Genomic DNA, 15,462 nt, shown 5'->3' with positions numbered 1-15,462 from the left:
TCATGGGGCCTGGTGCTTATTATTGACGTTGTGTGTGACCGCTGCGGTCACGCCAACCATCAATTCGTAACCTAAGGAGTGTCTAATGAGTGAGAAGACCCTGTTGAATCGCCGCCAGTTCCTCGAACGCGCCGCCATCCTCGGTGCCCTCGCCACCGGGGCCGGCACCTTCCTCGCTGCCTGCGAACCTTCCGGACAATCCCAGGCCACCGGCTCCACCCGCAAGGGACAGGCCGGCACCGAGGCTTCAGCCGTCAGCTGCGACGACACCTCCGGTCTCAACGAGGCACAGATCGCCACGCGTACCACCAACGGCTACGTCGAGAAGACCTCCAAACCCGACCAGCGCTGCGACAACTGCGCCCTCTACACCAAACCCGAAGCTGGCGCCGACTGCGGCGGCTGCACCGTCGTCGCCGGACCGATCAACCCCGGCGGTTGGTGCCGTATCTGGGCCCCCGCAGCCTGATCCCTCCCCCGCGCTGAGACCTTCACCTCACCCCTCTTCGACGCTCTCCACAAGACGCGCCGAACGCAGCGCATCACCAAGAGTCCGGGCAGTCTCCACCTTAAGCTCGCCCAACGCCCCGGCATGCGCATCCACAAAAGTCTCGATCCCCGGGGCGTTGCCCCGGGGGCTCAGCGCGCGTTTGAACCCCAGCTTCTTCGCCTCCACCAGACGCCCTACCGCCTGGCTCACCGCCCGGACCTCCCCGGTCAACCCCAACTCTCCAAACGTCACCGTATCCTGCGGCAACGCGCGGTTGCGAAAGCTCGACACGATCGCCAACGCGATCCCGAGGTCCGCCGCCGGCTCCACCACCTTCACACCCCCGGCCACATTCACAAACACATCGTGTCCCCCCACCTTCAGCCCGGCGCGCTTCTCAATGATATTGAGCAAGAGCATCACTCGCCCCTGATCCACCCCGATCGCTGTGATCCGCGGCGGCCCGTAGGTGTTGGAACTGACCAGCGCCTGCACCTCCACCAGCAAGGGCCGCGTGCCCTCCACAACCGGCACCACCGCGCTCCCCGGCGCTCCGAGCGGTCGCTCCGCCAGAAACATCGCCGACGGGTTCTCCACCCCATGCAACCCGTCCCCCCGCATCTCGAACACGCCGATCTCGTTGGTCGAGCCATAGCGGTTCTTCACTGCCCTTAAGATCCGAAAATTTGACCCGGCCTGACCCTCAAAATAGAGCACCGTATCCACCATATGCTCAAGGACCTTCGGCCCGGCGATCGCCCCCTCCTTAGTCACATGCCCCACCAGGATCGTGGGCATCTGCAACCCCTTCGCCAGCTGCGTCAATGTGCCGGTCACCTCCCGTAGCTGCGCCACACTCCCGGGCGACGACGTCAACCTCTCCGTTGCCAGCGTCTGAATCGAATCAAGCACCAGCAAGTCTGGCTTATGCTCCTCCAGTAACGCTTCCACCCTCTCCAGACTCGTCTCCCCCACCACTTGAACCTGGCCCACCTCCACACTCAGACGCGCCCCCCGCATCTTAATCTGCCCCATGCTCTCCTCTCCGGAGACATAAAGCACATCAAGCCCCTGCTCCGCCAAAATCCCGGCGACCTGCAGCGACAGCGTCGACTTCCCGATACCCGGATCCCCCCCCAGAAGCACCACACCCCCACGCACAAAGCCCCCGCCCAGCACCCGATCCAGCTCCTCAACACCGCTGAAGATTCGCTCGCCCTTCTCGGTCACAACATCCGAAAGACGCACCGGTTTTGAGCCCCCCTCCGCTCCGTACCCCGCCCGCTTACCGGCTGCGGCCTGCTCGCTGGCCGATGGCCGCTCGCGCACCTCTTCTTCCAACGTGTTCCAGTCTTCACAACCCGGGCACTTTCCCATCCACTTGGGCGACTCATACCCACAGCTGCTACAGACATACAGGGTGCGCGCTTTCGCCATTGACTCTCCTTACTCCTGGGTGCTCGGGATCTTGAACTCAACCCGGCGATTCAAACTGCGGTTACGGTTGGACGTGTTCGGAACCAGCGGACGCTCCGAGCCGAACCCTTTCGCCCCGAGACGCTCCACACGAATCCCCCGCGCCAACAGGTAGTTTCGTACTTCTTCAGCACGGGCCTGCGACAGCTCCATGTTGAACTCACTGTCTCCCACATCGTCGGTGTGGCCCTCAATCTGAACTCGCTCGATCTGCGGGTTCTCTAACAACACCGCCGCAACCTGATTAAGCACGTTGAACGAACGCTCCAGAATCGTCGCCGCCCCGGTCTCAAAATAGATCCGCTCGTTGATGCGAATCTCTTCCTCACTCAGCTCAACCAGCTGCTCACCAGCTTCCGAAAGCGAAAGCACCATCTGCAATTCCGCATCCGGCTCAAGGCTCACGTCCTGACCCGCGGTCAGATACCCTTCCGCCTGCGCGGCTACGGTATACGCCCCGGATTGAAGCTCCGCCTCAAAGCGCCCCTCCTCATCCGTCGTAACCTGAATGGGCTCATCCTCACCGCTCAAACGTACCGTGGCATTCGCCAGCGGGCCCCCCTCGGCATCCGTCACCTGCCCGCGCACCCACGCCTGACGCGGAAGCGGAGTCAGCTTCACCTCCAGCTCTCCCTCACCCTCGACCACCGTATAGCTCGCGGACGCCTCCTCGTAGTGCGGGTGCACCACGCGCAGCTCCAGCGCCTCTCCGGGCTCAAAACCGTAGGAGCGGAACACACCGCTCTCCGTCCCGCTGAGCTGACCGGCGAGCTCCCGGTTGGTGTAATAAATGCGCGCGTCACCAACCGCCTCCCCACTCTCGGCGTTGACCACACTGCCGATCACGTAGCCCAGGGTCGGCTCCACCTCGACAACCTTCTCAACCTCGCGCTCTTCAATGATGATCGTGGGACCGCTCGTATCGATGTTCCAGCTCATCCCGAAGATCACGTTATAAGGCAGCGTCACCGGAAGCCCTTCCGCATCCGAACTCGTCAGCCCCAGATCCACCCCGGCGTGCAAACCGAGATTCTCCAGCGGCTCCGCTTTCAAGCCCACGCTGATCTTCTGGGGGAACGCCCCGCCACCAATATCCGACACGCACGCAAGCGCCCGGTCCGCTTCGCACACCCCGCCACGCCCGTTAACCGGTACTGCCAGCTGATACCCCACAAAGGGAGTCACGTAAGGCAGCGGAACCTCCGCACCAATCCCAAACTCCACCAGATCATACGCCGAGATCCCGTACGCGAAGCGCTCTACCCGATCGAGTTGCACGCCCTCCGGCACAAGGTTCTCGCTCTGGTCAAAGCGATAGCCCACGTTGAAATGCCCCACCACCGGAACATCGCCCCCACCTTGCTGCTGGCTCATCTGTCCGATATCGAAGCTCGCCAGAAAGCGCGGACGCAGGCTCAGCGAGGAAGCCGACAGCCCCACCCCACCAAAGCCCGCGGGCATAAAGAGGTTCAAATCACCGCCAAGCCACACCCCCGGCGACACCTCGTAGCGCCCGATCACACCCGCGCTCAAATCCCCCTGCGAGAGCATCGCCTGCGGCCGCCCAAACGTATTGATGTTGTTGCGCGCCTGCATCCGGAAGTTAAATCCGAAGTTCTCCACGATCTGACCGCTCACCGCCACGTTCCCGCTCAGCGTACGGTTCTCATCATTCAACCGGATCACGTTCGATCCGCCAGACGCCTCCCCCAGAAAACCCACCTGGAACATCAACGCCCCGGGACTAATCGCCGACGCGACCCCATGAAAGCCCGGCGCCCCCTCCAGATTCATGACCGGAGAAATGCGCTCGCGCTCGACAAACGCCGTCTCGCTCTTCTCCCCCAAAACCTCGTCCGTCTCCCCGGACTCCCCTTCCGCGCTCGCATCGTCCGAGACGCCTTCGGCAGCCTCGACCTCAGCCTCAGCACCGACCTCCTCGGCTTCAACCTCGCCCGACGCCGCCGCCGAACCGGCCTCCTCTTCCACGGGAGCCTCCTGCCCCACCCGCTCATCAACCTCCTCAGACGACTCCGCCGGCGGCGCTTCATTCCACATATCCTCCGCACTCGGGAGCCCTTGAGCAGAAGCCGAGGAGGAGGTCATCATCGCGATCGCAATAAGCGCGCCGAGCGCGCGTTCTTTCGTTGTCATTTTCACTGGGATACCCCGTTGGTGGCGCAGCCGGCGCCGTTTCGACGGACTTCTCGGTTGTTCTAAGTGGGCGAAGTATGGCACGCCGGGCCTGTTTTGCGAATCAGGTTGCGCGCTCACCATCGCCCACCAGCGCCCGACCTGCAAGTTTCCCACTTTTTTGAGCCCCTATGTGCCCCTCACGCCCCACCCGTCCCAAAACCCTATCCGCCCCCCCTGTCCTCCTTGTCGGCCACCGCGGTGTGGGGAAATCCACCCTTGGACGCCTCGCTGCTTCGCAGCTCGGACGCCCCTTCTTCGACCTTGACGACGTCATCGCCCGGGAGACACACACAGCTATCGCTGACCTTATCTTCCGGCACATCCAGAACTTCCGTACCGTCGAGGCGAGCACCGCTCGCACCCTGGTCGCCCGGCCAAACGCTCCGATCATCGCCGCTGGTGCTGGCCTCAACGCCTTCCCTCCCGGTGCCATCGTCATCTGGATCAACCGCGACGGCTGGCAGGCCACCGTCGCCGAGAGCACTCGCCCCCGCGTCCGCCCCGACCTCTCGCTTGATGACGAACACCGCTGGATGAGTCACACCCGCGAACCCCGTTGGCGCGACGCCGCACACCTCAAACTGAGCATCCCCCTCACCCGCACGATCGAGCGGGCCGCCGACGACCTCGCGACCCTCATCGACTGGATCTCACAGGTCCCCGACTCCCCGATCGCCGCGCGCACTGCCATCGTCCCCCTCAACGCCGGCGAGCTCTCCCGCTCCCTCCACGATCGCGCCCTGCTGCGCCTGGCAAACGTCGAGTTGCGTAGCGATATCTTCCCCACGCTCCCCACTCCGACAGACCGCCTCGACTTAAACCAACACACCACCGAGCTCCTGCTCTCCCTCCGAACTCCCGACCCGCTCTGGCTCCTCAACATCCCCCGAGCCGCTGCCTGGGACATCGACCTGCGCTTCCTTCCGCAAACATTGCGCCAGATCGATGCGCTTCGCCCCCACCTCCCCGCCTCAATCATCCTCTCCGCGCATCCCGCCCACCCCGCTCCGGCCGACATCTCCTCCCTCATCGACGGCGCCGACGCGCTGATGACCGCTTTCAACGTCTCCCCGGAGCGCGTGACCCTCAAATACGCGCCGCAGGCTCCCGACACTGCCTCCATCCGCGCCGCTCTAGACGCTCGCGCCACGTTCGACGCCTGCCCACACCCTTTCGCGATCATCCCCCAGGGCCTCCGCGCTGCCTGGGTCCGCCACCTCTTAGCCTCAACCAACGCGCTTCACTACCTCCCCGTCGGACTCGCCGAACGCAACCCCGCGCATCCCTCCGCCCTTGATCTCCAAAACCTGCTGCCCACCCTTACAACCCCCACCCCCACATCCTTCGACGCCCTCATCGGCGAACCCGTCGCGCAGAGCCAGGGCGACCTCTGGCACCGCCGCGCCGCGCTGCGCTCCGACTGCAACGAGGACCACCCCAGGGGCTACCTCAAAATTCCCACTCCGACCGAGGCTCTCCCTGACACCCTTGCGCTCCTCCATCACCTCAACATCCGCGGAATCTCCGTGACATCCCCTCTCAAACGCCACGTCGCTCACCATATCGCCGCCGACGACGATGCCCTCAACACCCTGCGTCGCACATCTCACGGCTGGATCGGCACCGACACCGACCACATCGGCATGCGCGCATCCTTGCAGGCCCTCATCGACGCTGGCGTCACACCGGGCCCCACCTTGATCTTCGGCCAGGGAGGGGTCAGCCCCGCACTGCTCCGCGCTCTCGAAGACTCCGACTTCCAGCTCGTCGCACACATCTCCGCCCGCGCCGGCTGGAAGAGCGCCCCGGCTGACCTCCCGCACCTTGCTCTCATCATCAATGCCGCCGCTTCCTTCGCTCACAAGGCGCCCGGCCCCCCTCCCCCCACCACGGCCTGGCTGGACCTCCACTACGCCAACGTGCAACCTCCCCCATACGCCACCATGCACCTCGGCGGCGACGCGTTCTTTGACGCCCAGGCCCTGGCCCAACGTCTCTTCTGGAGCAGCTGATGTTTGCAAACACTTTCGGCACCTACCTTCGACTGACCACCTTCGGCGAATCCCACGGCCCCGCCATGGGCGCCGTCATCGACGGCATGCCCGCCGGTGTCGACTTCGACCTCGCCACGCACCTTCAACCCCACCTTGATCGCCGACGTCCCGGCCAGTCCAACATCACCACCGCACGCTCCGAAGCCGATCGCGCCGAACTTCTCAGCGGCGTCTTCGACGGCAAAACCCTCGGAACCCCCATCTGCGTTGTCGTCCACAACACCGACCAGCGCTCCCGCGACTACGACCCCAACTACTTCCGCCCCGGCCACGCCGATCGCACCTGGCAGGAGAAGTTCGGACACCGCGACCACCGCGGCGGAGGCCGCGCCTCCGGCCGAGAAACACTCTGCCGCGTCATCGGCGGCGCCTTCGCCGCTCGCCTCCTCCCCTCGCAAACTCGCGTCGTCGCCTTTACCCATCAAATCGGCCAGCACATCGCCCAATCCATCCCCGAAGACCTCACCTCCGAGTTCGTCGACCAGCACCCCACTCGCTGCCCCGATCTCAACGTCGCCGATCGAATCTCCCGAGAGCTCGTCGAGTGCAAAGCTCAGGGCGACTCCCGCGGTGGCGTCATTGAGCTTCGCATCGACCGCTGCCCCATCGGTCTCGGCGAACCCGTCTTCGCCAAACTAAAAGCCCGACTGGCCGACGCTATGATGGGCATCGGCGCGGTCGTCGGTGTCTCCCTGGGCGACGCCCCCGCCGCCGCTTCCGCACGCGGCGTTGACTTCCACACCGGCATCCCCGGCGACGGCCCCGCTGCCGGCATCAGCCCCGCTGCCAGCGGCATCCAGGGGGGCATCTCCAACGGTCAAAGAATCACCCTCCGTGTCGTCTTCAAACCCGCCTCCACCATCGGCTCCATGGCCCGCGAAGGACGCCACGACCCCTGCATCGTCCCCCGCGCTGTCCCCGTCGTCGAAGCCATGGCCAACCTGGTGCTCGCGGACCTACTACTCGCCAGCCGTCTCAACCAACACCTCATCCCCTGAGTCCGACGCCTCCCCCCACAACCAGCCCGTCCCTTACCTGCCACCGCCCCGCCTACCTTTCCCCTTCAACAACGTCCCTACCACCTCCAATCACGGGAATGAGCCACCGCCCGTGCGAATTGAACCCTCGCCATGAATGCGGTACGCATGCCGCCCGGTCGGCCTGCTTTCGCGCTCCGACCCAATCTCACGCTTCGATGTTGCTGATGTTCAGCGCTTTTATCCACGTGGACGGCCTCCACAGCCCGCCACTTTTGACTGGAGCTTCACCATGAACCTGCTCGGGGTCCTTCCCTACTGGCAGCTCGGCCCCTGGGAGCTGGGTCCGCTCACCCTCCACTCCTTCGGCCTTTCCGTCGCCATCGGCGTCGCACTGGCCCTCTCCATCCTCGGAAGCCGCGGCCAGAAGATCCTGGGCGTCTCCGGCGACCGCATGCAGAACTTCGGCATGTGGCTCCTCATCTTCGGCTGGTGCTTCAGCCACGTCTTCGAAGTCGTCGCCTACCAACCCCACATCATCCTCGAAGATCCCCTCGTCCTCTTCAAAGTCTGGGGCTCCATCTCCAGCGTCGGCGGCTTGATCGGCGGGGTCATCGCCTTCCTCATCTGGCGCGTACGCAACCCCTACGAAGATCACATCGGCTGGTCCAACGTCGCCGCCTTTACCCTGCCCATCGCCTTCTTCTTCGGCCGCATTGGCTGCGCCCTGGTCCACGATCACCCCGGAGCCGATGCCACCAACTTCGTCGTCTGGGAGTGGATCCGTTCGATCTTCGGTGATTCCCTCCCCGAAGTCTGGCCCCTGGCACTCCAATACCCCGATGGCGTGCCTCGCCATGACCTGGGCTTCTACGAAGCCATCATCTTCTTCTTCCTCACCCTCTTCGTCCTCTACAAAGGCCGAAAACCTCAGCGCCGGGGCTACTACCTCTGGACGCTTCCCCTTCTCTACGCGCCCTTCCGCTTCCTCTTCGACTTCCTCCGTGTCACCCCTGGTGAGGCGGGCCTCCACGGCGACACGCGTTACCTGATGCTCACCCCCGCCCAATGGGTCGCCATCGGCATGTTCATCCTCGGCCTCTTCCTCTGGTCGAAACTCCGAAACGAACCCCTCGAAACCTGGAAAGGTCTCGAGAAATCAACCTCAGACGACGAAGAGCCCGAGTCGTCCTCAGAGTAACTCACACCCCATGCGCCGGGGAGGTGCACCATGCCTACGCTAACCTTTAACGTGGAGGGCATGACCTGCGGCAAATGCGTCGCACGCGTCCAAAGCGCCCTCAACAACCTCCCCGGCGTCATCGATCACAGCGTCGACCGCCACACCGGACGCGCCAGGATCACTCTGGCGGAGCTCGATGCCCCATCGGTCTCGGCGATCACACAAGCCCTCTCCGACGCTGGCTACCCTGCCTCCTTCATTGAGCCCCCCGCAGGCTCAGATGCCTCGCCCCCTCGGGTTCTGACCTTCCGCATCGAAGGCATGACCTGCGGCAAATGCGTCGCACGCGTCCAAAACGCCCTCGACAACCTCCCCGGCATCCTCCAGCACGACGTCGACCGCGACGAAAACCTCGCCAACATCACCCTGGCCAGCTCCGAGGCCCCATCCAGCGAAGAGATCGCCCGCGCCATCTCCGAGGCCGGCTACCCCACCACGCTGCTCGACAACGCTTCCCCCTCGGCCCCAAACACGACCCTCAACTTCCACGTTGAAGGCATGACCTGCGGCAAATGCGTCGCACGCGTCCGGCACGCCCTCAATGACCTCCCCGGCGTCCTTGAACACAACGTCGACCGCGAGCGCAACAGCGCCACCGTCACCATCACACCCGACGCCAACCTCACGTCCGACGGCATCGCCCTTGCCATCTCTGAGGCCGGCTACCCCGCCACCCCCTCCAACGCCGAACCTCAACCCTCCCTCTCCCCCCGGACGCTCATGGAGGACGGCCCCACCGACGAACCTGACGCCTCTGAGCCTTCCCCGACGCCGCTGCCCTCCGAGAAGAGCACCTCGGCCTCGATCGCCCCCATCGACCTTCCCGCAGATCTGCTCGAAGTCCGCGGCATGACCTGCGCTTCCTGCGTCACGCGCGTCGAAGAGGCCCTCTCCAGAGTCGAAGGCGTCGCCGAGGCCCGCGTCAACTTCGCCACCGAGCAGGCCCGCGTGCGCTGGAAACCCGGCGTCGAACCCTCTCACCAGCACCTCATCGACGCCGTCCACGCCGCTGGCTACGACGTCGAAGAACCCGCGCCTGTGACCGACCTCCACGCCGCATCTTCCACTCCTCCACGCGCATCCCGCATCAGCGAGCGCCGCAAAGCCGAAGCCGACTTCTGGAAAAAGCGCTGGATCGCCGGCGTCATCCTCACCATCCCCATCATGCTCCTCGATATGGGGCCGATGTGGCTCGACTGGCAGGCAAACTTCGCCGCCGAAGCCACACGCCTCATCACCCTCATCTACCTCACCGGTGTCGTCATCGCTTACGTCGGGCAAGGCTTCTTCAAAGGCGCCTTCGCTGCCGCCCGTCACGGCGCCGTCAACATGGACACCCTCGTCGCCCTGGGAGCTGGCACCGCCTACGTCTTCTCCACGATCATCAGCGTCCTCTACATCGCAGGCGCCGTCGCACACGCCCACCCCTACTTCGAAAGCGCCGCGATGATCCTCACCCTCATCGGCCTGGGAAAATGGCTCGAAGCTCGCGCCAAAGGAAAAGCGGGCGAAGCCATCGAAGCTCTCCTCGACCTCGGCGCAAAACAGGCGTTCGTCCAACGTGACGACCAGTGGACCGCCGTCGACGTCGCCGAACTCCAACCCGGTGACCTCCTGCGTGTGCGCGCTGGCGAGAAAATCCCCACCGACGCGGAAGTCATCGAGGGACAAAGCGACGTCAACGAAGCCATGGTCACCGGTGAGTCCGTCCCTGTCACCCGTGGCCCCGGCGACACCGTCATCGGCGGCACCATCTCCACCGACGGACAACTCATCCTTCGCGCCACCCGCGTCGGCAAAGACACCGCTCTGGCCCAGATCGCCCGTCAGGTCGAAGAAGCTCAGGAATCAAAAGCCAACATCCAGCGCCTCGTCGACCGCATCTCCGCCATCTTTGTCCCCGCCGTTATCCTCATCGCCATCGCCACCTTCATCGCCTGGGCTGTCCTCGACACCCCTTCCGCGGCCATCCTCCCCGCTGTCGCCGTCCTGGTCATCGCCTGTCCCTGCGCACTCGGCCTGGCCACCCCCACCGCCATGATGGTCGGATCTGGCAAGGGCGCCTCCCTCGGCGTCCTCATCCGCAACGCACAGGCCCTGGAGCGCGCGCGAGCCCTCCACGCTGTGGTCTTCGACAAAACCGGCACCCTCACAACCGGCAACATGACCGTGACCGACGTCATCGCCCTCAACGCAACCGACGACGCACACCTCGCGCTGGCCGCCGCCATCGAAGAAGGCGGACAACACCCCATCGGCACCGCCATCCTACGCGCTGCTCAGCAGCGCGCCCTCTCCCTACCTTCCATCTCCAACTTCAAAACCATCGCCGGCGACGGTGTCACCGCCTCCCACAACGGGAAAACCATCGCCATCGGCAAACCCTCCTGGGTCCAGGACTTCACAGGCGCCCCCTTACCTTCCGACGACATCGAGCGCCTGCAACACCAGGGAAAAACCGTCGTCGCTATGGCCTCCCCAAACACCCCTCTGGCCCTCTTCGCCGTCGAAGACGCTCCCCACCAAGATGCCCCCGCGCTCATCGAATGGCTCCACACGCGTGGCACCGAAACCTGGCTCATCACAGGCGACAACCTCCAGACCGCCCGCATCATCGCCGAACGCGTCGGAATCCCCCCCGAGCGCGTCAAAGCCGGTGTACGCCCCGGCGATAAAGCCGCGGCCGTCAAAGACATTCAGAACCAGGGAAACAAAGTCGTCGCCATGATCGGCGACGGCGTCAACGACGCCCCTGCTCTGGCCCAATCCGACCTCGGCATCGCCATCGGCTCCGGCACTGACGTCGCCATCGAATCCGCCGACATCACCCTGATGACCTCCTCCCTCGATGGTGTGCGCCGCGCAATCTCACTCTCCGCAGCTACCTACAACAAAATCCGCCAGAACCTCTTCTGGGCTTTTGTCTACAACACCGTTCTCATCCCCGTCGCCGCCCTCGGCCTGCTACGCCCCGCCTTCGCCGCACTGGCCATGGCCCTCTCCAGTGTCAGCGTCGTCACAAACGCTCTCCTTCTCAAACGCCGTGACTTCACCAAACCTTAACGTTCACCCGATTCATCGCCCCCACAGGACGCGGCCTCCATCTGCACCCACACTACCCCATCACGGCTAACTCTCCCCCGCTCCCCTCCTCCATCCATCCAGAACTCCCAGCGCTCCCTCCCTCGCACAACTCGCGCATACACAACCTCCTGCAACCCTTCATCCACACACATCTCCACCGCCCCACCCCCGTAACAATACGCAAGCTCCCCCTCCACCACATCCACCCACGCCCGATCCCCATCCAACCCGAATCCCAGCCCTCTCAGACTCGCCGCCACATCTCCCGACCACCACAGCGCCCACACCGCCCCCCACGGCCAATCCGAGCGCGCACTCAACGTCACCACACGCCCTCGCTCATCTCGCAGCACCCCTCGACCACAATACTCGCGCAGTTCCCCCTCCACTGTACGCATCACCCAGGTCTTCGCTCCCCGCGTCACAGACCGCGGCTCCGAAGCCTCTACCCCGAACAAAAAAGGCGGCGGTGACGCCTGCGTCTGCTCCGAAGCAAACACAACCGCCACCACCGCCCACATCGCAACCCGGAACGCGCCCTTACTTCCCATCGGCCTCATCGGCCTCGCGTACCTTCCGACGCAGATACTCCAACAACTTCGGTCCCAACTCTGGATGCCGAAGACCATACGAGATGTTCGCCGTCAAGAAGCCCAGCTTATCCCCGATATCATGACGGCGCCCCTTAAACTCGTACCCCACCAACGCACGCTCCCGACTCAATCGACTCAGAGCATCCGTGAGCTGAATCTCCCCGGAGCTGTCCGGCTCCACCTCCGCCAGCATATCAAATATCACCGGCGGCAGTAGATAGCGCCCGATCACCGCAAGGTTCGAAGGCGCCACATCCATCTCCGGCTTCTCTACGATGCCTCTCACGCGGTGCAACCCCGGCGCCCAGTTCTCCCCGGTGATGATCCCGTAACGCGAAACCTCCTCTCGCCCCACCGGCATCACACTCACCACCGCCTGCCCGTAGCGCTCATACACCTCGATCAACTGCCGCGTCACCGACGGACTCGAGCCGATCAAATCGTCGGGAAGCACCACCACAAAAGGTTCGTCCCCCACAACCTCCCGCGCGCACAAGATCGCATGCCCCAGCCCCAGCGGCTTCTTCTGGCGAATCGCCACTGTACGAATCATCTGGCTGATCGAGCGCACACGCTCCAACTCTTCAACCTTTCCCCTCACCTCCAGGATATTCTCCAACTCAAAGTTGTAGTCGAAGTGATCTTCAACCCCTCCTTTGCCCCGCCCCGTGATGAGAATAACCTCCTCGATCCCCGCCTGCACACACTCCTCAACCACCACCTGAATCGCCGGCACATCGACCACCGGCAACAACTCCTTCGGTACCGACTTGGTCACCGGCAATAGCCGCGTCCCAAAACCCGCTACCGGAATCACTGCCTTGCGAACCGTCTTCTTTTCGGGGTTCGGAACCATCTCGTTTCGCCTCAAGTCTTGGGTCATGTCATCATCGGCGAACGCTCCACAAACTCCCCGCGCATCGCCACGTTCGAGCAGCCCGCGATTATCGCGCAGCGCCCGCAGGTGTCAACTTCACCCCGACGTCGTCGCACATAACTCGCACCTTCCTCTGCACTGCTTCACCTTTTTCCGCGCCACATCAAGCAATCCCTTTCGACAGCAACATCCCCCCGGCCAGCGCCTACTCTCATCTTCGCCCAACACCCGGCACCCGACCTCCTCACGTCGTTCGGTTCCCGGCACCTGCAACGTCCTCACCTTCATCATCCTCCCCCTTTGCCGTCCACGACACCCGCAACCCGACATATCGGGCCCACCGAACCGCGAACCGATCAAACCCGCCATCCCCACCAGATCCCTGACCTCTCCGCATGACGCCCTGACCTGATAGGGATGTCGATGGAGGCTCTCCAACGCATCAGACGCGCCATCAACCTCTGCTCACAGCGTTCCAATGCAACCCCGCCACAACATCAGCCTCTCATGGCCTGAGGGCCGTCGCCCAGAGCCGAGCCTCGGAAAGCGAGACTTTCGCGCCCCCCTTCACCTTCCCCCCCTCAACAACCAACGCTTTCGTTTGCGAATACCTCGTCACACTCCCGAAGACCGAGACGTTCGCGGCCCCTGGCCTATCCGCAACCTCGGCAACCGAGACTTTCGAGGTGCTCACTCTGTTCACAACCTCGGCGACCGAGACTTTCAAGGCGCTCACTCTGTTCACAATCTCGGCAACCGAGACTTTCGAGGTGCTCACTCTGTTCACAATCTCGGCAACCGAGACTTTCGAGGCGCTCACTCTGTTCACAATCTCGGCAACCGAGACTTTCGAGGTGCTCACTCTGTTCACAACCTCGGCAACCGAGGCTTTCGAGGTGCTCACTCTGTTCACAACCTCGGCAACCGAGACTTTCGAGGTGCTCACTCTGTTCACAACCCCGGCAACCGAGACTTTCGCGCCCCTGACCCGGTCCACATCCCCCGCCACCGAGTTTGTCGCTCCCACGATCCCATTCCCCCCCCCTGGCCGAGCCTTTCACGAGATCCCCCTCGCCTGCCAAACCTCGCCCGACACCTTACAATGCCGTGAGCAGATGTTGCTGGCGATGGCAGCGAAGCCGGAAGCGCCCCGCGCAAGGCGCAAAACGAAAGGAGATACTTCAGGCATCGTCGATGCTTGCCAACGCTGACCCAGGCCCTCTCAACGCAGCAGACGTGACATCCACGGTGGCTCTCAGCATGCAGCCAGACGTATCCATCCGAGCTTCCCCACCCGCACTCCTTTCCGTTTCCCCCAAAATCTTGTACTCACTCTCTGCACTGCATCTACAGCGTCTTCCCCCGGACTCTCCCCGCGACCCCTCTTACCTCTCCCCTGCTTGAGTGCACCATGAACGAACTCCTCGTGGCCTGCGGCGATGTCGATCTCCTCAAGCGAATCCTGGCCGACCTGCCCGCCGGCCGATTCAAACCCGTCGCAACCCGCAAGGGCACCGGCATCGCGCCTAAACTCGTGGGGCGTCCCGTAGCCGCAGCCATCGTACACGCGCACCTGGCTGACCAGGCAACGGCCCAACTGCTCTCCGAGCTTCGTTCGCACCTCCCCGAACTCCCCATCCTCCTGCTCTACCAGGACCAGGCCCCCGCAAACGCCCCCGTCTCACGCTCTCTTCGCTACCCGGTGCCGGGCCCCGTTTTCCGAAACGCACTCAACGCCCTGCTCCCCAGACACCACTCACAGGCTGACCTTGAGCAGTGGCGCGCCTTCTACAACGAAACCAAACTGCGCCTGCAGCGCGCCCCCTCCCAGAGCTACTTCCAACTCATGGGACTCAACAACGGCGCGCCCCACCACAAAATCGTCAAAGCCTTCGACGCCCTCAGCCTTCGCTTTCACCCCGACCGCTACGACCAGTACAAATCAGAACGCTGGGGACAGGCCCTCTACGATCACGTGAACGCCTTTTACAAACTCCTTACCGAAGCGTATGCCGTCATCTCCGATCGACGCCTCCGCTCCCTCTACGAGCAGGCTCTCGCGCGCGGCGAACTCCGCCTCGACTCCGAAACATCAAACCCCTCCGAACGCGGCCCTCGCTCGCTCGACGAACTCTCGAACAACCCCCAGGCAAAACGCTTCCTCAAGCTCGCACAACGCGACCTCGCCATCGGCAACCCCGACGCGGCTCTCCAAAACCTTCAATTCGCCCTGAGCATGGAGCCAGATAACAAGGCCATCGAACAAAAGATCGCCTCCCTCACTACGCCTTGAGCACATGTTGATGTAGACCAATGCGACGCTAAAAGTGATAGCGGCGAGGCACATCATGCCGGGCGATGCCTCAGCATTGTCGATGCCTTGCAATATGGCTTAAATGGCTTTCAACACCGCAAACACAACACCAACGATAGCTCACGGCGCATCCAAGCTCTTGACGCCTCTCGGCAAAC

General features: G+C 63.6%; 11 protein-coding genes. 6 read left to right on the top strand and 5 right to left on the bottom strand.

All coding sequences use genetic code 11. The annotated features are described in order from the left end of the window. Window positions 1-85 precede the first annotated feature (85 nt). A complete protein-coding gene (locus EA187_RS15815) occupies window positions 86-469 on the top strand; it encodes a high-potential iron-sulfur protein (RefSeq protein WP_115603729.1) in 384 nt (127 codons plus the stop codon). A gap of 27 nt (window positions 470-496) precedes the next feature. Here the strand turns inward: EA187_RS15815 and radA are convergent, their stop codons facing one another. Next, a complete protein-coding gene (radA, locus tag EA187_RS15810; RefSeq protein WP_115603728.1) occupies window positions 497-1,927 on the bottom strand; it encodes a DNA repair protein RadA in 1,431 nt (476 codons plus the stop codon). Window positions 1,928-1,936: 9 nt separating this feature from the next. Beyond that, entirely contained in the window at window positions 1,937-4,120 is a 2,184-nt protein-coding gene (locus tag EA187_RS15805; RefSeq protein WP_164856326.1) for an OmpA family protein, read from the bottom strand. Window positions 4,121-4,290: 170 nt separating this feature from the next. Here EA187_RS15805 and EA187_RS15800 point away from each other — a divergent pair, with 170 nt between their 5' ends. The 4 genes from EA187_RS15800 to EA187_RS15785 all read left to right on the top strand — a co-directional run bounded on the left by EA187_RS15800 (window position 4,291) and on the right by EA187_RS15785 (window position 11,499). Further along, the gene (locus tag EA187_RS15800) at window positions 4,291-6,174 is read left to right on the top strand and encodes a shikimate kinase (protein ID WP_127780887.1); all 1,884 of its coding nucleotides are present in this window, start codon (window positions 4,291-4,293) and stop codon (window positions 6,172-6,174) included. Beyond that, a complete protein-coding gene (gene aroC, locus EA187_RS15795) occupies window positions 6,174-7,214 on the top strand; it encodes a chorismate synthase (RefSeq protein ID WP_127780886.1) in 1,041 nt (346 codons plus the stop codon). Before EA187_RS15800 ends, aroC begins: the two co-directional genes overlap by 1 nt. A 271-nt stretch (window positions 7,215-7,485) precedes the next feature. Next, complete coding sequence (locus EA187_RS15790; protein ID WP_164856325.1) at window positions 7,486-8,394, top strand: prolipoprotein diacylglyceryl transferase; 909 nt, start codon at window positions 7,486-7,488, stop codon at window positions 8,392-8,394. Window positions 8,395-8,424: 30 nt separating this feature from the next. Then, window positions 8,425-11,499, top strand: coding sequence for a heavy metal translocating P-type ATPase (locus EA187_RS15785; protein ID WP_127780885.1), 3,075 nt, complete (start codon window positions 8,425-8,427; stop codon window positions 11,497-11,499). Here EA187_RS15785 and EA187_RS15780 read toward each other — a convergent pair. The 3 genes from EA187_RS15780 to EA187_RS15770 form a co-directional block, all read right to left on the bottom strand. Continuing rightward, window positions 11,496-11,918 carry a hypothetical protein gene (locus tag EA187_RS15780; RefSeq protein WP_127780884.1) on the bottom strand — a complete coding sequence of 141 codons (423 nt, stop codon included), beginning with the start codon at window positions 11,916-11,918 and terminating at the stop codon, window positions 11,496-11,498. The two genes, EA187_RS15785 and EA187_RS15780, sit on opposite strands and share 4 nt — an antisense overlap. A gap of 142 nt (window positions 11,919-12,060) precedes the next feature. Next, window positions 12,061-12,969 carry a UTP--glucose-1-phosphate uridylyltransferase GalU gene (galU, locus tag EA187_RS15775; RefSeq protein ID WP_115604484.1) on the bottom strand — a complete coding sequence of 303 codons (909 nt, stop codon included), beginning with the start codon at window positions 12,967-12,969 and terminating at the stop codon, window positions 12,061-12,063. A 526-nt stretch (window positions 12,970-13,495) separates the two neighbouring features. Continuing rightward, window positions 13,496-14,017 (bottom strand): hypothetical protein, encoded by a 522-nt coding sequence (locus EA187_RS15770; protein ID WP_127780883.1) that lies wholly within the window; start codon window positions 14,015-14,017, stop codon window positions 13,496-13,498. 384 nt (window positions 14,018-14,401) lie between these two features. Here EA187_RS15770 and EA187_RS15765 point away from each other — a divergent pair, with 384 nt between their 5' ends. Further along, window positions 14,402-15,283, top strand: a complete 882-nt coding sequence (locus tag EA187_RS15765; RefSeq protein ID WP_127780882.1) for a J domain-containing protein — start codon at window positions 14,402-14,404, stop codon at window positions 15,281-15,283. Window positions 15,284-15,462 lie beyond the last annotated feature (179 nt).

The sequence above is a fragment of the Lujinxingia sediminis genome, from assembly GCF_004005565.1.
Lineage (GTDB): Bacteria > Myxococcota_A > Bradymonadia > Bradymonadales > Bradymonadaceae > Lujinxingia > Lujinxingia sediminis.
Note: the sequence above shows the minus strand (reverse complement) of the source record. Positions and strands in the feature narration are given on the sequence as shown.